The organism is Enterococcus sp. LJL90 (assembly GCF_056924355.1).
The window spans coordinates 274997-297910 of sequence record NZ_JBXPBQ010000005.1; the positions used below are offsets into that span (position 1 = coordinate 274997).

Below are 22914 nucleotides of genomic sequence, written 5' to 3' on the forward strand. Positions count from 1 at the left end.
AGCACTATCATGAATTTGGTTGAATTAATCAGCCGCAGTCCTTTGTTACAAGAGTGGACTGGGCTGTTGTCGAAAAAAAATAATCGTGAGCTGCTGACAGGCCTTTCCAGCAGCGCCAAAATGCTGGCCTTTGTCGCCGCCTACCAAAAAATGCAGCGGAGCATTGTGGTCGTCACTCCAAATTTGTATTACGCCAATCAATTAATGGAGGACTTATTAAATGTGCTGCCGGAAAATGAAGTTCATATTTTCCCGGTGGATGAAGTCATGTCAGCGGAAATGGCCTTTGCCTCTCCAGAAGCCAAAGCCAATCGAGTCATCACCTTAAATGCTTTAGCAGCGGAGGAACGGGGCATCTACATCGTCCCAGTGGCTGCTTTACGTAAGCAGCTGCCGGAAAAAAATACTTGGCAGGCCGCCCATTTAAATTGGCAGGTCGGCACTGAAATCGACTTTGATAACTTGCCCCAACAACTAGTGCTAATGGGCTATGAGCGGCAAGAGATGGTAGGCCGCCCTGGCGAATTTAGTATTCGCGGCAGCATTATTGATATTTATCCCCTTGATACAGCTTATCCGGTGCGGGGGGAGTTATTTGACGTGGAGCTGGATTCGCTGCGCTTTTTCGATGCCGATACCCAGCGTTCAGTGGAAACGCTGGAGACAATCACCATCAGTCCCACCTCTGAGCTGGTTTTTTCAGCTGATAATCTTAAGACAGGTGTCACTAGTTTACAGGTAGCATTGGAAAAAAGGTTGGCTGTCACCAAAGAAAAAGTTGACCAAAACTTTTTAACGGATTATTTCGGTCAGCTGATTGCTTCCTGGGAACAAGGAATTCCCGGTGAGCAGGCTAATTATTATCCATCGTTTCTTTATCAAGAGGCAACGACTTTATTAGATTATGTGACAGAGGGCAGCCTGCTTTTTGTCGATGATTTTTCTCGGGTCATGGAAACCAATCGGGAAATTGAGCGGGAGGCAGCAGAATGGCAGACGTTGAAAATTGAAGAGCTGCGAATTTTTCCTGAGCAGAACTTTGGCGGCGATGTCCATCAGCTATTGACGAAATCAACGCTGAACACCAGTTTTTTCTCCCTTTTTCAAAAGGGGATGGGCAATCTACGCTTTCAAGGTATTTACAATTTTCAATACCGCAGTATGCAGCAATTTTTCGGGCAAATGCCCCTCTTAAAAGTCGAAATCGACCGCTGGCAAAAACAACAGCAGACCGTAGTGATTTTACTACCCTCCAATGAACGGCTGAAAAAAATGGAGGAGATGTTGCGGGACTTTGACGTCACCAGTGTGGTCACCAAGGCAGAGGAGCTAATTGAAGGCAAACTGCAATTAGTCGCCGGCAATCTTCAGACCGGCTTTGAGCTGTTGCAGGAAAAACTAGTCGTGATCACGGAAACAGAAATTTTCCAGAAGGCGACAAAAAAACGAGCGAAGCGCCAGACGATTTCGAATGCAGAACGTTTGAAAAGCTATAACGAGCTAAAAACCGGCGATTACGTCGTGCATGCCAATCACGGGATTGGGAAATATATCGGTATGGAAACGTTGGAGGTCGATGGCGTCCATCAAGACTATATGACGATTCTTTATCAAAACGATGATAAAATTTTTATTCCCGTCACCCAGCTGAACCTGATTCAAAAATATGTTGCTTCTGAAGGCAAGAGCCCGCGGATTAATAAGCTCGGCGGCAGCGAATGGACCAAAACCAAACGGAAAATCGCCGCTAAGGTCGAGGACATCGCTGATGATTTAATTCAGCTCTATGCCGCCAGAGAAGCGGAAAAAGGGTTCGCCTTTGGACCCGATGACCAGTACCAAAAGGAATTTGAAGATGCCTTTCCTTACTCAGAAACTGATGACCAGCTGCGGAGTGCCGCTGAAATCAAACACGATATGGAGCGGGAACGGCCGATGGACCGTCTCTTAGTCGGCGATGTCGGCTTCGGTAAAACGGAAGTCGCTTTGCGGGCGGCGTTTAAGGCAATCAAAGAAAGTAAGCAAGTCGCCTTTTTAGTGCCAACGACGATTTTGGCCCAGCAGCATTATGAAACCATGCTGGAACGCTTTGAAGGCTTTCCCGTGAATGTTGGTCTTTTAAGCCGCTTTAGAACGAAAAAACAACAAAACGAGACCTTGGAACAATTAAAACAAGGCAAGATTGATATCGTTGTTGGCACCCATCGGATTTTATCGAAGGACATTACCTTTAGTGATTTAGGTCTGTTAATCATTGATGAAGAACAGCGCTTTGGTGTTAAGCACAAGGAGCGCTTGAAACAATTGCGCTCGCAAGTTGATGTGCTGACCTTGACAGCGACACCAATTCCGCGGACTTTGCACATGTCAATGCTCGGAGTGCGGGATTTATCGGTGATTGAAACACCGCCGGAAAATCGCTATCCGATTCAAACCTATGTCATGGAAAAAAATCCCGGTGCCATTCGTGAGGCAATTGAGCGGGAATTAGCTCGGGACGGTCAGATTTTCTACTTATATAATCGCGTCGATACTATTGAACAAAAGGTAGAAGAGCTGCAGGCTTTAGTTCCAGAGGCCAATATCGCCTTTGCCCACGGCCAAATGACTGAGGTGCAGCTGGAAAACACCCTCTTTGATTTTATTGAGGGGCAGTATGATATTTTAGTCACCACGACGATTATTGAAACCGGCGTAGACATTCCCAACGTCAACACCCTTTTTGTGGAAAATGCCGACTATATGGGGCTATCGACCCTCTATCAATTGCGGGGCCGCGTTGGTCGGAGCAATCGGGTGGCTTATGCCTACTTTATGTATGAGCAGCAAAAGATTTTAAATGAGGTCAGTGAAAAGCGGCTACAGGCGATTAAAGATTTCACCGAGCTGGGTTCCGGCTTTAAAATTGCCATGCGGGATTTATCGATTCGCGGTGCCGGCAATATTTTAGGCTCCCAACAGCACGGCTTTATCGATGCCGTGGGGTTTGATATGTACTCACAAATGCTTTCTGAAGCAGTGGCCCGCAAACAGGGTAAAAATGCCCAAATTCAGCGGACCTCTGTCGAAATTGATTTGGGAATTGATGCCTACATTCCGGCTGAATACATTGAAGATGAACGCCAGAAAATCGAAATCTACAAACGAATTCGGGAGCTAGAAAATCAAGAAATGCTGGAGGAACTGGAGGCAGACCTCTTAGACCGCTTCGGCGAGTTTCCTGACGAAGTTGCCTATCTTTTGGCAATCGGTCAATTGAAGATGGACGGCGACCGGGCTTTATTAGAGACCATCCGCAAACAGCAGATGACGGTCCAAGTTGTTTTGAGCAAAATCGGCACCAAGCGTTTTTCTGTGGAGCAGATTTTTGAAGCCTTAGCCGCTACGAAAATGAAGGCGACTTTAGGGATTGAAAAAGAACAAATGGTTATCAAGCTGACCATCGGTAAAAACATGTCACAGCCGGAACTCTTGCAGGAGCTGAGCAGCTTCGTCAAAGGATTGCGGCAGTTAAAGAGCACCGAAGAATTAACGACAGTTGAATGACAACAGCTGAAGGAAGAAAAATCACAGCTGTAGTAAATTGATAGCTAGTTAGTAAAGTAATAGCTAATTAGTAAATCAATAACTAAATTAGTAATGAAAAATAGTAGGAGCAGACAGACAAGGAGGGTAGCCATGGCCAGAGAGATGCAATCAATTATGAAGGGGGCAGCGATTTTGACCATCGCTTCCTTTATTGCCAAGTTGTTGAGTGCGGTCTATCGGGTGCCTTTTCAAAATTTGGTGGGGGACGAGGGCTTTTACGTCTATCAGCAAATTTATCCGATTTATGGAATTGCCATGACGCTGGCTTTGAGCGGTCTGCCTCAATTTGTTTCAAAGTATGTGGCGGCTCAAAATAGTTTAGCCGAAGAAAAACAGGCGATGCAGCGGCTAATGCCGCTACTGGCAGCCCTGAGTATTGGCTTGTGGGGGCTAACCTTGTTTGGCAGCGGCTGGATTGCCGGCTTGATGGGGGATAGAAAGCTTCAGCCTCTACTACAAGTAGTTTCTTTCACCTTTTTATTGATGCCTGGCTTATCTTATTACCGCGGCTATTTTCAAGGCCGTCTGCAGATGATTCCAACGGCGATTTCACAAGTCTTGGAGCAGCTGGTAAGAGTCGGGATTATTATAGTCGCCGCCTTATTTTTCTATTACTTAGGCTGGGATGTTTACCAGACCGGCACATTGGCCATGGCCGGTTCCGTTGCCGGTGGCTTATTGGCCTATGCTGTCTTGTATTATTATGACGGCAAAATTAATGGCCACGGCCTGTCGACGCGGGATATTTCCCTGCGGAGTTGGCCAGACAAAGCCCTGTTGCGGCGCTTTATCATTGAAGGCGGCTTAGTGTCGATTTACAGCGGCTTTTTGATTTTATTTCAGCTGGTGGATTCCTTTTTTGTCAAAAATTATCTGGTGGTGGCGGGCCTCAGCGAAGAAGCCGCCAAAATTGCCAAGGGCGTTTATGATCGGGGGCAGCCGTTGGTGCAACTAGGCTTGGTGGTGGCTACGGCTTTGAGTGCGACTTTCTTGCCGCCTTTGACCAAGAGCTTTTTAACCCGCAATCAACAGCAGTTTCAAAAAAATGCCACAATTTATCTGCGGCTGACCGCTAGTTTGGCTTTGGCGGCGACCTTAGGATTAGTGCTGTTGGCACCATTTATCAACTATGCCCTCTTTAAAGATTTGGTCGGCAATCCAACCTTGATTGTCTTTGACTTGGCGGTGGGGCTGATGGCTTTGATTCAGACGTATCAAAGTATCACCCAAAGTCAAAATATTTTCCGTAAACCACTGCGGGGGGCGCTTTTGGGATTTTTTACGAAACTTTTGACAACCGGCCTCTTAACCTATACTCTTGGTACTGTAGGAGCCAGTCTGTCGACAATTTTAGGCCTCTTGGTGACATTGGTCTACCTGATTCGACTCCTGCCGCCAGAAATCAATCAGTTTTGGCGCAAACAGCAGTTTAATCGTAAATTATACCGCTGCTTGGCGGTGATGACAGCAGTCATTTTCATTCTGTATGGCGTGATTTTGATTAGCGGCTTATACACTCATCGAAGTCAGGCCCTTTGGTGGTCACTGATAGGGGTTGCTCTTGGCGCTAGTGCCTTTGTGATTACAGCAATTCGAGTCCGGCTGTTTACCATTCGGGAATGGCTGATGTTTCCTTTCGGGGAAAAAATATTAAGATTTGTTCAAAGATGGGAGAAAAAATAAATGCGTTTAGATAAATTTTTAAAAATTTCGAGAATTATTAAAAGACGGTCGGTGGCAAAAGAAGTTGCCGATAAAGGCCGGATTCAAGTCAACGGCAAGCTGGCGAAATCCTCCAGTGATGTTAAGGTTGGCGATGAATTAAAGGTTCAATTCGGCAATAAAATTTTGGCTGTAAAAATTACCGAGCTGCATGAATCCACTAAAAAAGAAGACGCAGCGAAAATGTATACGATTTTATCTGAAGAACGGGTCAATTCCTCAGAGAATTAGGTTAGACAAGGTTCTGAGATGTTGGTATAATAAAACGAACTTAGAAAGGCTGAGGGGATTAACTTGAGTAAAGACGATAAAATTACAAAACTCACCAATGACTATACAAAAGAACAATACGCACAATTTCAAAAACAGCGTCGCCAAGTCGTTTTCAAGCGCCGCCGCTTATTTTTCATCTGTCTAGTGGCCATTGGCGTCTTTGCCTTTATGGGTTATAACGTTTACGGTAATTATCAGAAATTGGCAAATTTAGAAGATATCAAGTCTGAAGCTGAAGTCGAGGCCCAAACTGCGACGGATAAAGTAGCTGACCTGCAGACTGATGTTGGCCTTTTACAAGACGATCAATACGTGCTGAAATTAGCCCGCGACAGGCTCTTTTATTCAAGGGAAGGCGAATCGGTCTATGTACTGCCTAGCGGAACTACTGAATCCAGCGATGCTGCCACAGATAGTAGTCAAACCACCGAGGACTCAGGTACAAACGCGAGTGACGACACCGCCGCTCAGTAAAAGCAATAATTAATTTATATAAATTAGTAACAATAAATTAGGAGGAACATTTTTAGATGTCAATCGAAGTAGGAGCTAAGTTACAAGGAAAAGTGTCAGGTATTACCAATTTTGGTGCTTTTATTGATTTAGGAGGCGGCAAAACTGGTCTGGTTCATATCAGTGAAGTTTCTAATGGGTATGTTAAAGATATTCATGATGTATTAACAGTTGGTGATGAAGTAACGGTTAAAGTTACCTCAGTCGGAAATGATGGGAAAATTGGTCTTTCGATTCGTCAAACACAGGAACAACCGGCCGATGCCAAACCCGAGGTGAAAAAAGAATTTCGTCCTCGTCCTCCACAAAAGAAAAGCTTCAGTAAACCTGCCGGTAACAGCGGCGGTAAAGATGATTTTGACACTTTGATGAGCTCTTTTCTTAAAGACAGTGATGATCGCCTTTCCTCTTTAAGAAGAAATACCGAAGGCAAACGTGGTGGCCGTGGTGGCCGTCGCAATTAATTAGATGTAAAAAAGAGGCTGTGACATTAGGTGTAACAGAGTAGAAATTTCCAAAGACTAGTTGGCAGATGCCAATTAAATAGTATGAATTTGCGCAAAGTCCAACTAAGGTGATGCGCACGTTCAAGCTGCTGCGGGATTTTAACTGTTAACATGACTAATGCCACAGCCTCTTTTCTTGATTTTAGCAAAGGAGGTCCGCAAAATGGCGGCAGCAAATCTATTTGCCGAATTTCAAAAGCAATATCAAAGGTCTTGGCAGCAGGAAAAAATTTTAGTAGCCGTTTCCGGCGGAGTCGATTCAATTGTCCTATTGAATTTGTTACAAAGGCTAGGACCAGCTGGAAATTTTCAACTGGCCGTCGCCCATGTCAATCACAATTTGCGGGCAGAATCTGTGATGGAAGCTGATTATTTACGGAAATTTTGTCAGCAAGCGGGGCTGGCCTTTTACGAAGCCAGCTGGCAGGAAGTCCCCGCCAGCGGTTTTGAAGCGGCTGCTCGGGAATTTCGTTATCAATTTTTTGCAGAAACGATGCGACAAAATGATGTTTCGCTGTTGATGACGGCCCATCACGGAGATGACCTTGCTGAAACAATTCTGATGAAGTTAATTCGTGGTGGTCATCTGGAAAATTTTGTGGGCATTTCTCCAAGGCAGCCCTTTGCAAACGGGCAACTAGTGCGACCGCTCTTGTCTTTTACAAAAGCAGGGCTGAGAGCATATGCCGCTGAGCAGCAGCTGGACTATTTTGAAGATGCCAGCAATCAAAGTTTACTCTATCAGCGCAACCGGCTGCGGCAACAGGTCTTGCCGTTATTAATTGAAGAAAACCCCCGGACCGTGGCTCATCTGGCGGAATTTTCAACTAAACTGGCAGCCGCTAATCAACTGGTAGTAGAGGAGATGACCCAGCTCTATCAAAAGCTGGTCCAAAAGCAGACAAATCCTGTCAGTTATCAGCTAAATTTAACGGATTTTTTGGCTTATTCACAGCCGCATCAAGAACTTTTTTGGGATTACTTTTTTGAACGAGTCCGCAGTGAAACTGGAGTGGTCGGGAAAAACAGCCAACTCAATCAAGTGAAAGAGCTGTTGGAAAATTCTCAGGCTCCACAATGGCAGGTGGACTTTGCTGATGGTTGGCAGCTGCGGCGGCGCTATCAACAACTAATTTTTGAAAAGTCTATTTCAAACGAAACCATTGAAACAACTGAAATTGTCAAAGCTCTGCCGCTTCCAGAAAAAGGTGTTTTTATTAATGAAACTAGCTGGTTGGCGATTTTCCCAACAGAACAGCCAGTTCCAATCCCTGAAAAGGCTCAAGAATGGCCAGCTTGGCGGCGGGAATTTAGTTATCCAAAAAACAGCAAATTCTTTTACCGCTCCCGTCAGGCGGGGGATTTCATCCAGTTATCGTCAGAAATGCACAAAAAAATTCGCCGCTATTTTATCGATGAAAAAATCCCGGCTGAAAAGCGGGCGGAAGCTTTAGTGATTTTATCTGATGAAGAGCAGATTTTGGCGCTTGTTCCCCACCTGCTTTCCTATTTGAGTATTGCTCCAGAAACTGATACAATACACTACACATTGCTTTATCGAGCAAAAAATTTATGATGTTAACCTGCTAAAAAAATAGTTCGTTTTTTAAATCAATAAGGAGGATTTACTAGAGAATGTTAGAAAAAGACATTGAAAAAGTTTTGATTACCAGAGAGGAGATTCAAGCCCGCTGTGCTGAACTGGGACAAGTTTTGACAGCTGAATATGCCGGTAAAAGTCCTTTAATCGTCGGTGTTTTAAAGGGTGCTGTGCCTTTTATGGCGGATATTATTCGGGAAATTGACGGCCACTTGGAAATTGATTTCATGGATGTTTCCAGCTATGGAGCGGCTACGGTTTCTTCTGGAGAAGTCAAAATTGTTAAAGATTTGGACACAAATGTAGAAGGTCGGGACCTGTTGATTGTCGAAGATATTATCGACAGCGGGCGGACGTTGGCGTATCTGGTGGATTTGTTTAAATACCGCAAAGCCAACTCTGTGAAAATTGTGACATTGTTGGATAAACCAGAGGGTCGCGTGGTGGATATTCAAGCTGATTATGTCGGCTTTGACGTGCCAAATGAATTTGTGGTGGGCTACGGCTTAGACTACGCAGAAAATTATCGCAACCTGCCTTATGTCGGCGTATTAAAACCTGAAGTTTATCAAACAAATTAGTGCCTTTTTCCCTGTGAGTTATGTTACAATTGAATGGTCAGAATTGATTAAAAAAATTAAAGTAAAATTCTTATAGTCATGGGAGGGCGAATATGAACAAAAAAGGTAATGGTATGATGAAAAATACCTTATATTATGTCCTCGTAATCTTAGCGATGGTGATGGTTGTCTATTTTATTTTCGGCAACAATTCTTCCCAATCAACAGATATCGAGTACTCAACATTTAAGCAACAACTTGAAGATGGAGAAATTGAATCCTTCTCAATCCAACCGGCTAACGGTGTGTATCGCATTACTGGTGAATACACTAGTTCGCAAACGGTTGACAATTCTGGTGGCTTAGCAATTTTAGGCTCCACCAGCAGTTCTACTACAAGCTTTACCACGATTGTACTGCCAAATGATTCGACTTTAAATGAAGTCTTAAATCTGGCAACAGACAATGATGTCGACACAACGGTCCGGGAAGAATCCTCCAGCGGTGTCTGGGTGTCTCTATTAATCAGCTTCCTACCAATTGTTTTCTTATTATTCATCTTCTATATGATGATGAGTCAACAAGGCGGCGGTTCTGGTGGCGGTGGCGGCCGAGTGATGAGCTTTGGTAAATCAAAAGCCAAAGAGGCCGACAAAAAAGCCAATCGGGTGCGTTTCTCTGACGTAGCCGGTGCCGAAGAAGAAAAACAAGAACTAGTTGAAGTTGTGGAATTTCTAAAAGATCCCCGTCGCTTCGTTGAACTAGGTGCCAGAATTCCAGCAGGGGTACTGTTAGAGGGTCCTCCAGGAACTGGTAAAACTTTACTTGCTAAAGCCGTTGCTGGTGAAGCCGGCGTACCATTCTACTCGATTTCTGGTTCAGACTTCGTGGAAATGTTCGTTGGGGTCGGTGCTAGCCGAGTGCGGGATTTATTTGAAACTGCTAAGAAAAATGCACCTGCGATTATCTTTATCGATGAAATCGATGCTGTTGGTCGTCAACGGGGCGCTGGTATGGGGGGCGGACACGATGAACGTGAACAAACCTTGAACCAATTGCTAGTTGAAATGGATGGTTTTGATGGTAACGAAGGTGTTATCGTGATTGCCGCAACAAACCGTTCTGATGTCTTAGACCCTGCGTTATTACGTCCAGGTCGTTTTGACCGCCAAATTTTAGTTGGCCGTCCTGACGTTAAAGGCCGTGAAGCGATTCTAAAAGTTCACGCTAGAAACAAACCTTTAGCTGATGATGTTGATTTGAAGGTTGTAGCCCAACAAACACCAGGCTTTGCCGGTGCGGATTTGGAAAACGTCTTGAATGAAGCAGCTTTAGTAGCGGCTCGCCGCAACAAGAAGAAAATTGATGCCTCTGATATCGATGAAGCAGAAGACCGGGTAATTGCCGGACCTGCTAAAAAAGATCGGGTAATCAACAAAAAAGAACGGGAAATGGTGGCCTATCACGAAGCCGGTCATACGATTGTCGGTTTAGTCTTAAGCCGGGCCCGGGTTGTCCATAAAGTAACGATTATTCCTCGTGGCCGCGCTGGCGGTTACATGATTGCTTTACCAAAAGAAGACCAATTCTTAATGACCAAAGAAGATATGTTTGAACAAATCGTTGGTTTACTCGGTGGTCGGACGGCAGAAGAAATCGTCTTCGGCGTTCAATCAACTGGTGCCTCTAATGACTTTGAACAAGCTACTTCATTGGCCCGCAGCATGGTTACTGAATACGGTATGAGCGATCGCTTAGGACCAGTTCAGTATGAAGGCAATCACCAAGTCTTCGTCGGCCGTGATTATGGTCAAACTAAGGCTTACTCTGAACAAGTTGCCTTTGAAATCGACCAAGAAGTCCGCAAGATTTTAGTGGAAGCCCATGATAAAGCTCGGGAAATTATTGAAACGAACCGAGACAAACACAAACTGATTGCCCAAAAATTATTAGAATTTGAAACCCTTGATGCTAAGGCAATCAAATCATTATATGAAGAAGGCAAGATGCCGGATGATGCTGCTAGCAGCGATTTCCCAAGCGAAAAAGCGCAAACCTTTGAAGAAGCGAAACGTGCTTTAGAAGAAAAAGATGCGCAAAAGCAAGCCGAAGAAAAACGTGATTTTGAAGCTGCCAAACAAGAGCTTCACGAGGAAACGGAGGAAGTTAAATTAGAGGCTGACCAAGAAAGTCATAAAGTCTCTGAAGAAATTTCTGAAGAAAAAGCAGACAAAAAAGATGACGACGATCATGATGATTCAGATTATGACCGTAACAACTTTGAAGACCGCTACAAATAAGCACAAATTGAAAACCACCTGCAAAATATTGATTTTGCGGGTGGTTTTTTTGACAACTTAAAATGTGGTAACATTACCTTTATTAAAGGAGGCCAGCCATGTTCACCTATCAAAAATTTACTAGCCAAGCCCCTGCCTATCAACAGGCCTTGGCACTAAGAGACAAACTCCTACGTCAGCCGCTTGGAAAATCCATTTATGATGAGGACCTACTGATTGAAGCAAATAATGATTTCTACGGAGTTTTTATTAAAGAGCAGCTGATTGGCACAGTCAGCTGGTTTAAAGTGACTGAGCAAACTGCGCATTTGACGGCATTTGCGGTGGCGGAAGCTTATCAGCAGCGGGGCTTAGGTAGCTGTTTATTAGATTTTTTAGTTGCTGATTTGCTGGAGCGAGGTTTCCAGCTGATTGAAGTGACTGAGCAAACTGCGCATTTGACAGCATTTGCGGTGGCGGAAGCTTATCAGCAGCGGGGCTTAGGTAGCTGTTTACTAGATTTTTAGTTGGTGATTTGCTGGAGCGAGGTTTCCAGCTGATTGAAGTGGACGCTCGCCAGACTGCACTGGAATTTTATCAGAAAAATGGTTTTCAAAAAATTAGCGGGCCGGTGGGGAATGTCACCGGAGCCATCGACTTTCAAATGGTGCGCAGATTAGCTTAAAAAGCACATGCTGCGGGGAACAAAATGAGTGAAGTTGTTTTCTCATTAGCAAGAAATTGTTATACTATTTAAAAGAGGTGAAGCTCATGGCGACGCTTTCAGATGTTGCAAAGAAAGCTAATGTATCGAAGATGACCGTTTCCCGGGTAATTAATCACCCGGATCAAGTGACGGATGAGTTAAAGGAACTTGTGTTTCAAGCGATGAAGGAGCTGGATTATCAGCCGAATATTGCGGCAAAGGCGCTAGTATCAAAGCGTTCGCAGATTATTAAGCTGCTGATTTTAGAAGAAATTGACACAACAGAGCCTTATTACATGAATTTATTGATGGGGATTGCCGAAGCAGTCGGCAAGGCCCATTATTCCCTGCAGTTGGTGACAGAATCCGGCTTTGACATCGGAGCTAGTGATGGCTATATTATTACCGGCTTTCGGGACACAGATTTCCAGTGGATGAGTCAATTGGACAAGCCGGTGGTACTTTTCGGTGAAAATCATTATGGCTATGATTTTGTCGACAGCGACAATCGCTACGGCACTAATTTGACGACCCATCATGCTTTAGAAGTCGGTTATCAAAATATTATTTACATCGGCATTGATATCGATGAGGCCTTTGAGCACTCTCGAGAGGCCGGCTATCTCAATGCCATGAAAAAACATCAGCTGCCAACGGAAATCCAACGCTTTAAAAATCGGTCGACAATGTCGCAAAATTATATTGAGGACAATTGGCCTTTTCCGAAAAATACTTGCTTTGTCTGCAGTTCCGACCGTTTGGCGTTAGGGATTGAGCGGGGAATTTTAAATTGCGGCGGCGATGTGCCAGAGGATTACGGGATTATCGGCTTTGACGGCGTCTTTTTAGATCAGGTCAGTTCGCCGAAACTGACCACTGCTAAACAGGCCATCATCAAAATGGGCGAGGTCTGCGGCGAACTGCTGATGAAAAAAATTGCTGAAGACGGAGCCAATCAAGGCAGCCGAATTTTCCTGCCGGAATTGATTGTTAGGGAGTCTACTCGGCAACCGGCAGCAAAGGTAAAAAAATAACGAAAAGTTTAGACTAAACAAAAGAGCGTCCTCCCAAAGTAGTGTAATGGCTAACTTTTGGAGGGCGTTTTTTGCTAAGAAGGATTGACCAGAACTGTGAGCTCTGAGTGGAAGTAATTCCTCGTTATCAACTAAAAAGAGTCTCAATCTAACTATTTTTTTGTTGTTGCTAATCTTCAAAATCAGTTGTTCACAAAAAATCCTTATATCAAAGTGGATTAACTAGAAAACCAGACATTTTTAGAAAAAAGTGTTGATTATCACGTAACGTAATAATGCATTATACTGATAAGGAGGTGAATTCTATGTCAAAATATACAACTGGTGAAATAGCAAAGCTTTGTAATGTATCTACTCGAACTATTCAGTTTTATGATGAAAAAAAGATTCTTATCCCTACTGAAGTCTCTAGTAGTGGTCGTAGATTTTATACAGATGATGATGTGAAGAAATTGCAATGGATTTGTTTGTTAAAATCGCTAGGATTAAAACTATCAAGTATTAAAGAAATTTTATCTAGTGATTATGCAGTAAATACTCTACTTCTAATTATCAATGAGCAATACAACCAATTGTCTGAAGAAATTCAAGAAAAAGAAGTTCAACTTCAAGCGATCGAAAGCATAAAACTGACAGTACAACATAGTGAAACGATTCCAACAGAACTACTCAAAGACATAGAATATATCATGGAAAATGCAAAAAAATTGAAAGAAACGCATACTGTTATGATTGTCGCTGGTTTAATTGCGGGTTTGATTGAATTTTCTACTTTGGCAATTGGAATAGCAAAAGGAGAGTGGGCACCTTTTTTTATTGGATTTTTCTTTGCTATTTTGATAGGCATATGGACTACGTGGTACTACACAAAAACGATAAATTATATATGCCCTAACTGCAATACTATTTTTAAACCTTCATTATATTCCTTTATATTTGCCAAACACACATTCAAGACAAGAAGACTGAAGTGTCCGAAGTGTCAGCATACATCTTATTGTGTTGAAACGACAGATTCTATCACCGTAGGGCATCAAAATAAAAGTTAGGTTCAATCAAAACTCAAGTCATAGGGATTTTCTATCACGAATGAAAAATATAATAATGTCAGTCAAGAAAGGAATCCCGCCAACTCTCATTTAGCGGGTATTTACTTCCTAATAGTAATCAAGGCGAAGTATTCTTCTGGAACATACTTTCCCAGCACTTCAGCCTTTACCCAATAAAAATGCTCTTGCCAATTCCTTTCGTAATCTGATTTTTTATTCTACTTTTAATAAGCTTTTGAATTAAAAAAATTTTCTAACTTAGTTAAGCTTCCAAGTAAATTTCGGCTAGTCAGTTTTTGTTACCGGTAACAAACAGGAATTGATTGAGCTGGCGGGCAAGATTCGCTATCATGAAAGTGCATTCTAAACTTGACTTGGAGGAAACGTTTTATGAATACAGCAGCTTTATATCACCGCCCTGAAAGTGAATTTGCTTATCTTTATACACCGGATAAAATGCGGATTCGTCTGCGGACTGGGCGCCAAGATGCCCGCAAAGTCGCCTTAATCAAAGGCGACCCTTATCAAATTGACAGCGACCGCTGGTATTTGGATAAAACACCAATGGCTAAGCTTCTCAGCACTGACCTGCACGATTATTGGGAGATTGAAGTCGGCGCTGAATTTCGCCGGTTGCAATATGGCTTTTATGTGGAGGGCTATGATGGGCTAGAACTTTTATGTTGTGATCAAGGGGTTTACCCTTATACGGAAGAAAATTTGGCCAATGCTAATTTTTATTTTCGGATGCCTTATTTCCAAGAGATTGACCGCTTTAAAGCACCGGCATGGGTCAAGGATACGGTGTGGTATCAAATTTTTCCAGAGCGTTTTGCGAACGGCAATCCTAAAAATGACCCAGAAGGTACGTTACCTTGGGGCAGCAAATTACCGGATCGTGAGGACTTTTTCGGTGGGGACTTGCAGGGGGTGTTGGACCACTTGGATTATCTGAGTGATTTGGGGATTACCGGCATATATTTCTGTCCGATTTTTAGAGCGACTTCCAATCATAAATACGATACGATTGATTATTTTGAAATTGATCCGGATTTTGGCGACAAAAAATTGTTTAAGAAATTAGTTGATGAGGCCCATAAACGAGGCATGCGGATTATGCTGGATGCCGTTTTCAATCACATGGGAGATTTTTCACCCCAATGGCAGGATGTTATTAAAAATGGTGAAAAGTCTAAATACAAAGACTGGTTCCACATTCATAATTTCCCGGTGGACGATTATCAGATGACAGACTTGCCGGAAACGGCGGCCAATTTGAATTACGACACCTTTGCCTTTACGCCGCATATGCCAAAGCTGAACACTGCCAATAAAGAAGTTCAGAAATATCTGCTGGATATTGCCGGCTATTGGATTCGCGAGTTTGATATTGACGGCTGGCGCCTAGATGTTGCCAATGAAGTAGACCATCATTTTTGGAAATTATTCCACACTGAAGTGACCGATTTGAAAAAGGACTTCTATATTTTAGGCGAAATCTGGCACTCTTCCCAAAGCTGGCTACAGGGGGATGAATTCCATGCCGTGATGAACTACGCTTTCACCGACAATATCAAAGATTTCTTTTTTGAAAAGAAATTCTCGGCGGCTAAAATGGTCAGCGGGTTGAATCAGCAGCAACTTTTGTATCGAGACCAAGCCAATGAAGTCACTTTTAACCTCTTGGATTCCCACGATACAGCCCGAGTTTTAACTTTGAGTCAAGGAAACAAGGAGCTGACGAAGGCGGCTTTGGCCTTTATGTTTTTACAAAAAGGCTCGCCTTGTATTTATTACGGAACTGAGATTGGGATGGAGGGAGCTGATGATCCCGATTGCCGCCGCTGTATGATTTGGGAGCCGGAAAATCAAGATTTAGACATGTTGGCCTTTACGAAAAAATTGATTGCCCTTAGAAAAGAGTACAGCGATTTAATAATTTATGGTCAACTTGATTGGCTGCAGGCTGATGAAGATAGCGACAGTGTCATCTTCCGCAAGCGTTATGGTAATCAAGAGTTGGTCGCCTCCTTTAATGAGAGTGAAGAAACCCTGCCGCTTTTTGATTCAGAGCAGGTTTTATTAGATCAAGGCTTATACACCGCAGAGCACGGCGAACAGTTTTTAAAACAGCACGGCTTTAGCATTAGTCTTAAAACAATTGAAGCGTAACAAAATCCTGTTACCGGTAACAGAGAGAAAACGGTTGCAAAAGTTATTTTTCCTCAGCATAATAAACGTGTAAACAAAACACATTTAGGGGGAAATAAAACATGAAAAGCTATAAAAAATTTGGTCTTGGGTTAGTGGCTGCCAGTGCAGCATTAACATTAGCAGCGTGTGGCGGCGGTTCTGACAATTCGACAGCCGATAGCGGCAGCAGTGCTAGCGGTGGATCAGATGACAATACGTTAACGGTCTCTGTCGACAAAGGCTATGTGGATTATATCAATGAAATCAAAGGCGCCTTTGAAGATGAAAACGGTGTAACAATTGAAGTCATCGAAAAAGACATGTTTGACCAATTGGACGCTTTGGCATTAGATGGACCTGCTGGCAAAGCGCCAGACGTGATGATGTCTGCTTACGACCGGATCGGCGGCTTAGCTCAACAAGGCCATTTAGCTGAAGTGACTTTAGGTAATGCTGACGATTACGATGAAACTGACCAAGCACAAGTGACGGTGGACGATAAAGTTTATGGGGCGCCAGCCATTATTGAAACATTGGTTCTTTATTATAATAAAGACCTGATTGATGCGGCACCAACTAGCTTTACTGAATTAGAAGCTTTAGCAGAAGATTCTCGTTTTGATTTTGCTTCTGAATCAGGCAAAAATACTGGCTTCTTAGCAAAATGGACTGACTTCTACTATTCATATGGTTTGATGGCCGGCTATGGCGGATACATCTTCGGTGAAGACGGTACAGACACGAGCGACATTGGTTTGAATAACAGCGGAGCAGTTGAAGGTATCACTTATGCAACTGACTGGTTCCAAAATGTATGGCCACAAGGGATGCAAGATATCACAAGTGCCGGCGACTTTGTTACTAACCAATTTACTTCTGGTGCCGCAGCAGCAATTATCGATGGCCCTTGGCAAGCTGCCACTTATACCGATGCTGGCGTGAACTTTGGGATTGCTAAGATTCCGACATTAGCTAACGGTGAAGATTATCAAGCCTTTGGTGGTGGTAAAGGCTGGGTTGTCAGCAATTACTCTACTCATAAAGACACAGCACAAGAATTCTTAGACTATTTAACAAATCAAGAAAATCAAGAAAAATTATACGAAGACACCCAAGAAATTCCAGCGAACCAAGCAGCTCGGGAAACAGCTAGTGCTGCCGGCAACGAATTGACAACTGCCGTAATTGAGCAATATGCAAGTGCGCAACCAATGCCGAATATTCCTGAAATGGCTGAAGTTTGGACGGGTGAAGAAAACATGATGTTTGAAGCGGCTTCAGGCACAAAAACACCTCAAGAAGCTGCTGACGATGCAGTTCAAACCATTAAAGATGCGATTGAACAAAAATATTAAGCCGCTTAACGGATAATTTTTAAAGCAGACAGCTAAACAATGCAAGATAAGGGGCTGTGACCTAAACAATCGCCAATCAAAAATAGCCGAACTATATTTGATGAACGCTCCGCATTGTCACTGGGAAGTGACAGGACGACTTCTCGATAGTTCGGTTATTTTATTGTTAAAAGGCAGGTCGCAGCACTTATTTTTTAGAAAAGAGGGATGGTTCTGTGGAAACAACACATAGTGTCAATAAAGCAACCTTGTTATCACTGATTCCAGGTTTAGGGCAGTTTTACAATAAGCAAAAAAGCAAGGCGCTGATCTTTTTCGCAATTTTTATCGCCTTTGCTGCAGAAATGGTTTTAGTCGGCTTCCAGACCTTCGCTAATCTAATTTCACTGGGAAGCACGCCGATGGTCGATCACTCGCTATTCTTGATGATTCGCGGCGTCTTACAATTAATCATCACTGCAATCTTTTTATTCTTCTATTTCATTAATATCTATGATGCCCGCAAAGTCGCAAAATTATGGCAGAGTGGTCACAAGGTCAATACGACGTTTAAAGAAATTTTCTTAAATGTTACAGATAAAGGCTTTCCTTATCTTTTAACCTTACCGGCCTATGCTTTAATGACTTTTACGATTATTTTTCCAGTGCTGGTTACCTTATTTATGGCCTTCACCAATTATGATTTCCGCCATATTCCACCGGCTAATTTAATCGACTGGGTCGGCATCAAAAACTTTGTCGATATTTTCTTCTTAAGCACGTATCGCAAACCCTTCGTGGCGGTCTTTACCTGGACGATTATCTGGACCGTTTGTGCCACCACCCTGCAAATTGCTTTGGGAATTTTGACAGCAGTGGTAGCCAATCAAAAATTCATCAAATTCAAACGGGTTTTCGGAGTAATCTTCTTGCTACCGTGGGCAGTTCCGGCCTTTATCACGATTATGAGTTTCTCCAATATTTTCAACGATAGTATCGGGGCGATTAACACCCAAGTTATTCCCTTTTTAAATAATCTGCCTTTTGTCGATATCGGAGCGATTTCTTGGAAAACCGATCCCAATTGGACTAAGGTTGCGATTATTATGATTCAGGGCTGGCTAGGCTTCCCGTATATTTATGTGATGGTCACCGGGATTTTGCAGTCGATTTCAGAAGACTTGTATGAAGCAGCTAGAATTGACGGGGCGAATGCTTGGCAACGTTTCAGCAATATTACCTTGCCGGCAATTTTCTTAGTGGCAGCCCCAACCTTTGTCACCCAATATACCGGTAACTTTAATAATTTCTCAATGATTTACCTCTTTAATAATGGTGGCCCCGGCAGTGTCGGCGGCGGTGCCGGTTCGACAGATATCCTGATATCTTGGATTTACAAACTGACCACCGGACAATCACCGCAATACTCATTGGCGTCAGCCATCACCTTGATTATTTCGGCCATCGTTATCACAGTGTCGTTAATTGTCTTTAAACGAACGAACGCCTTTAATATGGAAGGAGAGTAGACCATGAATAAATACAAATTCAAAAAGATGCTGCCGAAAATTTTCACCTATCTCTTTCTGATTTTGCTTTCGGTGATAATTATCTATCCGCTTTTGATTACGGCTAGTACCGCTTTTAAATCAGGGAACATTGCCTCCTTCTCATTGGATTTCAATTCTGAGTGGACGTTGACCAATTTTGAGCGGCTCTTTACCGAAACCCTTTATGGCACTTGGTATAAAAATACTTTGATTATTGCGATATCTGCCATGATTGTCCAAGTGGCGATTGTTACACTGGCGGGGTATACTTATAGTCGTTACCGCTTTGCCGGTAAGAAATTCAGTCTGATTTTATTTTTAGTCATTCAAATGGTGCCGACAATGGCAGCCTTGACGGCCTTTTATGTAATGGCCTTCTTATTGGATGCTTTAGACCGCTATTGGTTCTTGACGATGATTTACATCGGCGGCGGGATTCCGATGAATACTTGGCTGATGAAGGGTTATTTTGATACCGTACCGATTGACTTGGATGAGTCGGCGGAATTAGACGGCGCCGGACATATCCGAATATTTGCCCAAATCGTGTTGCCATTAGTACGGCCGATGATTGCCGTGCAAGCGTTGTGGGCCTTTATGGGACCATTTGGCGAATTTATGTTGGCCCGCTTCTTATTGCGGACTCCAGAAAATCAAACGGTTGCCGTAGGATTACAAACTTTTATCAGCGATGTCACCAATCAAAGAGTGTCGCTATTTGCGGCGGGAGCCATTTTAATTGCCCTGCCGATTTCAATCCTTTTCTTCTTCCTGCAAAAACATTTTGTCACCGGCTTAACTTCTGGAGGAACCAAAGGCTAATTATTTTTTGAAAGGATGTTGAAACTTGAAAGCTGAACAGTTTCCGATTAATTATTTTAGCGGTATCGCTTCACCAAGAAAAATCTTTTTAGGCAGGAAAAATTTCAGTTGGTTTCAACTGATTTTCATCTATATCTTTTTAAATGCTTTATTATTGATTCCGGTCACTTTAAATTTGGCCACCAGCTATCAGTTTTCTTTAGCGGATTCACTGCCGGAGGTCGCAGCTCTCTTAGATGACCAGACCGCGGTCGCCTTTTCTGAGTTGCCAATTGAAAACGGCGAATTAGAGACCAGTGAGTCAACTATTTTAAATCAAAGCGCAGACGGAATTGTCGGCGTCAATTTAACTGAGGCAGAGCTGGCGGGGCAAACGACAGTTGTTAATTTTACCCCGACTACTTGGCAGATTACAGGTTTACAGGGGGAGCGGGAATACAGCTTTGAGCTGTATTACACCGATAGTTTAAATCCTAGTCAAGCTACTAGCGGTGCAGCATTGCAAAAGCTGCTGGGCCAGCAATTTTTTGCCAATCAGCGGCTACCGATTATTATCAGCGCTCTATTGGCCACCGGATTTCTGCTATTTGTGATGAATTTGTTCTTAGTTTTGGGGAGCGCCTTTTTCCTTTGGCTCACCAAAAAGAGCAGCTTTTCCTCCATCGGCTCCTTTAAAGAAAGCCTGAGCATCATCATTCAATGTCTTGGCTTAGGCACGATTTTAGCCTTTGTTTTTGGGCTGATTTACTATGACGTGACCATGATGATTGCCGTTCAAATGCTGACGATGATTATTTTGCTTTTTGCAATTTACATCCGCACCAAATTTAAAGACCAGAAAGTGAGTGGAGAAAATGTATAAAAGGTTGTTTGAAATTGATCCTTGGAAAATAGCGACCCATCAATTAGATGTGGAAAATAAACGTTTAATGGAAAGTTTAACCTCCATCGGCAATGGCTATATGGGGATGCGGGGCATGTTTGAAGAAACTTATTCGGGAGAAACTCATCCCGGCACGTATTTAGCCGGCGTCTGGTTTCCCGATAAAACCCGGGTCGGCTGGTGGAAAAACGGCTATCCGGATTATTTCGGCAAAGTCATCAATGCCACTAATTTTATCGGCATGGAAATCGTTATCGACGGCACCGAGGTTGATTTAGCGCAGGGAGCTTATGAAGAGTTTTACACCGAATTGGATATGCGCAACGGTGTCTTAAAACGTAGCTATCTCTATCAGCAAGGAGATGCCAAAGTCAAATTGACCTTTGAACGCTTTGTCAGCATTGTCACCAAGGAGCTGGCCTTTGTCAGAGTCTCGGTTGAAATTTTAGCCGGTGAACCGCTAATTGAAATTCTGTCAAAAATTGACGGCAATGTCCGCAATGAAGACAGCAATTACGAAGAAACCTTCTGGTTGGAAAAAAATCGTGGCAGTCAACCGGAATTGGCTTTTCTGACAACCGAAACGATTCCTAATAATTTTGGCACTCCGCGTTTTTCAGTGACAACTGCTATGAAAAATCAAATCTCCCGGGAAAGTCTGCGGGAATTACGCAGCAGTCCACTGCAGGTCGGCGAATGCTTCTCTGTTAACGGACAAACTGGTGACCAATTCGCCGTTGAAAAAATGGTGGCGGTCATCACCAGCCGTGACGTCGAAGAGGCCGAACAGGTCAAAGTAATTCAAAAACTTATTGATAAAAATAGCAACAAAGATTTTACTGAACATTTAGCTGAGCAGACTACCGCTTGGGGAGACCGCTGGCAACAGGCGGATGTCAAAATTGACGGCGACCCGGAAGCGCAACAGGGGATTCGCTTCAACCTTTTCCAGCTGTTTTCAACTTATTATGGAGAAGATGCTCGCTTGAATGTTGGACCAAAAGGCTTCACCGGCGAAAAATACGGTGGGGCAACCTATTGGGACACAGAAGCCTATATCGTACCGATGTATCTGTCTGTGGCAGAACCGGAAGTTAGCCGCAAATTATTGGAATATCGCTATAATCAATTGCCGGGGGCTTTTATCAATGCCCGCCGTCAAGGTTTAAAGGGTGCGCTTTATCCAATGGTGACCTTCACGGGAGTCGAGTGCCACAACGAATGGGAAATCACCTTTGAAGAAATTCACCGCAATGGTGCGGTGGCCCATGCCATTTATAATTACACCAATTACACCGGCGACACCAGCTATCTTTATAGTGATGGCATCAAGGTCTTGGTTTCGATTGCCCGCTTCTGGGCGGATCGGGTGCATTATTCTAAACGCCAGCAAAAATATATGATTCACGGCGTCACCGGACCAAATGAATATGAAAATAATGTCAATAACAACTGGTACACCAATTATATTGCCACTTGGGTCTTAAAATATGCGGCGGAAAACTATCCCAAATCTTTAGCAGCTTCGCAAAAGGAATTGGATGTTAGCCCAGAAGAGCTGAACCACTGGCAGGATATTATTGATAATATGTACTTCCCTTACAATGAAGAACTCGATGTTTATGTCCAACACGACACCTTCTTGGATAAGGATTTAATGCCCACTAGTAAACTGGATCCAGAAGACCGGCCGCTAAATCAGCATTGGTCTTGGGATAAAATTTTGCGCAGCTGCTTTATCAAGCAGGCGGACGTTTTACAGGGCATGTATTTCTTCGGTAATCAGTTTACTAGAGAAGAAAAAATGCGCAACTTTGATTTCTACGAGCCGATGACGGTCCACGAATCTTCATTGTCGCCGTGTGTGCACTCGATTTTAGCGGCAGAATTAGGCAAAGAAGAAAAAGCGATAGAGCTGTACAAGAGGACTGCTCGTCTAGACTTGGATAATTATAATAATGATACCGATGACGGCCTCCACATTACCTCAATGAGCGGCAGTTGGTTGGCGATTGTCCAAGGCTTCGCCGGCATGCGGACCTTTGATGAAGCGCTAAGCTTTAAGCCCTTCTGTCCAGCCGATTGGCAAGGCTACTCCTTTGTGATTAAATATCGGGAACGGCAAATCGAAGTGACTGTTGATCAAAGTCAAGTCACCTTGAAATTGAAGGCCGGGGCAGCATTAGACTTAAAACTTTATGACCAAGCGCTGACCTTAGATGCAGCACAACCAATTGTGACCTCAATTCAAAAAAGCGAATAGGGTTCATGTTTAGCATTAGAAAATACAAAACCGAGCTTC

General features: G+C 43.4%; 18 protein-coding genes. All 18 read left to right on the top strand.

Annotated features, from left to right (window positions below; translation table 11 throughout):
- Positions 1 to 9: 9 nt before the first annotated feature.
- Complete coding sequence (gene mfd / locus AC1Z3S_RS13125; RefSeq protein ID WP_461740731.1) at positions 10 to 3546, top strand: transcription-repair coupling factor; 3537 nt, start codon at positions 10 to 12, stop codon at positions 3544 to 3546.
- Between the two features lie 156 nt (positions 3547 to 3702).
- Positions 3703 to 5271, top strand: coding sequence for a putative polysaccharide biosynthesis protein (locus tag AC1Z3S_RS13130; protein WP_461740765.1), 1569 nt, complete (start codon positions 3703 to 3705; stop codon positions 5269 to 5271).
- On the top strand, positions 5272 to 5541 hold the full coding sequence (locus AC1Z3S_RS13135) for an RNA-binding S4 domain-containing protein (protein ID WP_461740732.1): 270 nt from the start codon (positions 5272 to 5274) through the stop codon (positions 5539 to 5541). It abuts the gene before it with no gap.
- A gap of 63 nt (positions 5542 to 5604) precedes the next feature.
- Positions 5605 to 6057 carry an FtsB family cell division protein gene (locus tag AC1Z3S_RS13140; RefSeq protein ID WP_461740733.1) on the top strand — a complete coding sequence of 151 codons (453 nt, stop codon included), beginning with the start codon at positions 5605 to 5607 and terminating at the stop codon, positions 6055 to 6057.
- A gap of 56 nt (positions 6058 to 6113) precedes the next feature.
- Positions 6114 to 6560: a S1 domain-containing RNA-binding protein gene (locus AC1Z3S_RS13145; RefSeq protein WP_461740734.1), complete on the top strand. Its 447-nt coding sequence runs from the start codon at positions 6114 to 6116 to the stop codon at positions 6558 to 6560.
- Positions 6561 to 6765: 205 nt separating this feature from the next.
- Positions 6766 to 8178 carry a tRNA lysidine(34) synthetase TilS gene (gene tilS, locus AC1Z3S_RS13150; protein ID WP_461740735.1) on the top strand — a complete coding sequence of 471 codons (1413 nt, stop codon included), beginning with the start codon at positions 6766 to 6768 and terminating at the stop codon, positions 8176 to 8178.
- 59 nt (positions 8179 to 8237) lie between these two features.
- A complete protein-coding gene (gene hpt, locus AC1Z3S_RS13155; protein ID WP_461737958.1) occupies positions 8238 to 8783 on the top strand; it encodes a hypoxanthine phosphoribosyltransferase in 546 nt (181 codons plus the stop codon).
- A gap of 92 nt (positions 8784 to 8875) precedes the next feature.
- Entirely contained in the window at positions 8876 to 11062 is a 2187-nt protein-coding gene (gene ftsH, locus AC1Z3S_RS13160) for an ATP-dependent zinc metalloprotease FtsH (protein WP_461740736.1), read from the top strand.
- A 98-nt stretch (positions 11063 to 11160) separates the two neighbouring features.
- Entirely contained in the window at positions 11161 to 11568 is a 408-nt protein-coding gene (locus tag AC1Z3S_RS13165) for a GNAT family N-acetyltransferase (RefSeq protein WP_461740737.1), read from the top strand.
- Between the two features lie 8 nt (positions 11569 to 11576).
- Positions 11577 to 11726, top strand: a complete 150-nt coding sequence (locus AC1Z3S_RS13170) for a GNAT family N-acetyltransferase (protein ID WP_461740738.1) — start codon at positions 11577 to 11579, stop codon at positions 11724 to 11726.
- An 86-nt stretch (positions 11727 to 11812) separates the two neighbouring features.
- Entirely contained in the window at positions 11813 to 12781 is a 969-nt protein-coding gene (locus AC1Z3S_RS13175; RefSeq protein ID WP_461740739.1) for a LacI family DNA-binding transcriptional regulator, read from the top strand.
- A gap of 305 nt (positions 12782 to 13086) precedes the next feature.
- Positions 13087 to 13830, top strand: coding sequence for a MerR family transcriptional regulator (locus tag AC1Z3S_RS13180; RefSeq protein WP_461740740.1), 744 nt, complete (start codon positions 13087 to 13089; stop codon positions 13828 to 13830).
- Between the two features lie 390 nt (positions 13831 to 14220).
- A complete protein-coding gene (locus tag AC1Z3S_RS13185; protein ID WP_461740741.1) occupies positions 14221 to 16002 on the top strand; it encodes a glycoside hydrolase family 13 protein in 1782 nt (593 codons plus the stop codon).
- 101 nt (positions 16003 to 16103) lie between these two features.
- Positions 16104 to 17378 carry an extracellular solute-binding protein gene (locus AC1Z3S_RS13190; protein ID WP_461740742.1) on the top strand — a complete coding sequence of 425 codons (1275 nt, stop codon included), beginning with the start codon at positions 16104 to 16106 and terminating at the stop codon, positions 17376 to 17378.
- A 215-nt stretch (positions 17379 to 17593) separates the two neighbouring features.
- Positions 17594 to 18886 (top strand): carbohydrate ABC transporter permease, encoded by a 1293-nt coding sequence (locus AC1Z3S_RS13195; RefSeq protein WP_461737951.1) that lies wholly within the window; start codon positions 17594 to 17596, stop codon positions 18884 to 18886.
- A 3-nt stretch (positions 18887 to 18889) separates the two neighbouring features.
- A complete protein-coding gene (locus tag AC1Z3S_RS13200; protein WP_265459846.1) occupies positions 18890 to 19729 on the top strand; it encodes a sugar ABC transporter permease in 840 nt (279 codons plus the stop codon).
- Between the two features lie 25 nt (positions 19730 to 19754).
- Complete coding sequence (locus AC1Z3S_RS13205) at positions 19755 to 20591, top strand: hypothetical protein (RefSeq protein ID WP_461740743.1); 837 nt, start codon at positions 19755 to 19757, stop codon at positions 20589 to 20591.
- Complete coding sequence (locus AC1Z3S_RS13210; RefSeq protein WP_461740744.1) at positions 20584 to 22875, top strand: glycoside hydrolase family 65 protein; 2292 nt, start codon at positions 20584 to 20586, stop codon at positions 22873 to 22875. The genes AC1Z3S_RS13205 and AC1Z3S_RS13210 overlap by 8 nt, the downstream gene beginning before the upstream one ends.
- Positions 22876 to 22914: the final 39 nt, after the last annotated feature.

Excerpts from the sequence above, each read along its gene's own strand:
- AC1Z3S_RS13200 (WP_265459846.1), top strand. The coding sequence starts at position 18,890 with ATGAATAAATACAAATTCAAAAAGATGCTGCCGAAAATTTTCACCTAT.
- tilS (WP_461740735.1), top strand. The coding sequence starts at position 6,766 with ATGGCGGCAGCAAATCTATTTGCCGAATTTCAAAAGCAATATCAAAGG.
- AC1Z3S_RS13185 (WP_461740741.1), top strand. The coding sequence starts at position 14,221 with ATGAATACAGCAGCTTTATATCACCGCCCTGAAAGTGAATTTGCTTAT.
- AC1Z3S_RS13145 (WP_461740734.1), top strand. The coding sequence starts at position 6,114 with ATGTCAATCGAAGTAGGAGCTAAGTTACAAGGAAAAGTGTCAGGTATT.
- mfd (WP_461740731.1), top strand. The coding sequence starts at position 10 with ATGAATTTGGTTGAATTAATCAGCCGCAGTCCTTTGTTACAAGAGTGG.
- AC1Z3S_RS13130 (WP_461740765.1), top strand. The coding sequence starts at position 3,703 with ATGAAGGGGGCAGCGATTTTGACCATCGCTTCCTTTATTGCCAAGTTG.
- hpt (WP_461737958.1), top strand. The coding sequence starts at position 8,238 with ATGTTAGAAAAAGACATTGAAAAAGTTTTGATTACCAGAGAGGAGATT.
- ftsH (WP_461740736.1), top strand. The coding sequence starts at position 8,876 with ATGAACAAAAAAGGTAATGGTATGATGAAAAATACCTTATATTATGTC.
- AC1Z3S_RS13180 (WP_461740740.1), top strand. The coding sequence starts at position 13,087 with ATGTCAAAATATACAACTGGTGAAATAGCAAAGCTTTGTAATGTATCT.
- AC1Z3S_RS13135 (WP_461740732.1), top strand. The coding sequence starts at position 5,272 with ATGCGTTTAGATAAATTTTTAAAAATTTCGAGAATTATTAAAAGACGG.
- AC1Z3S_RS13175 (WP_461740739.1), top strand. The coding sequence starts at position 11,813 with ATGGCGACGCTTTCAGATGTTGCAAAGAAAGCTAATGTATCGAAGATG.
- AC1Z3S_RS13210 (WP_461740744.1), top strand. The coding sequence starts at position 20,584 with ATGTATAAAAGGTTGTTTGAAATTGATCCTTGGAAAATAGCGACCCAT.
- AC1Z3S_RS13190 (WP_461740742.1), top strand. The coding sequence starts at position 16,104 with ATGAAAAGCTATAAAAAATTTGGTCTTGGGTTAGTGGCTGCCAGTGCA.
- AC1Z3S_RS13165 (WP_461740737.1), top strand. The coding sequence starts at position 11,161 with ATGTTCACCTATCAAAAATTTACTAGCCAAGCCCCTGCCTATCAACAG.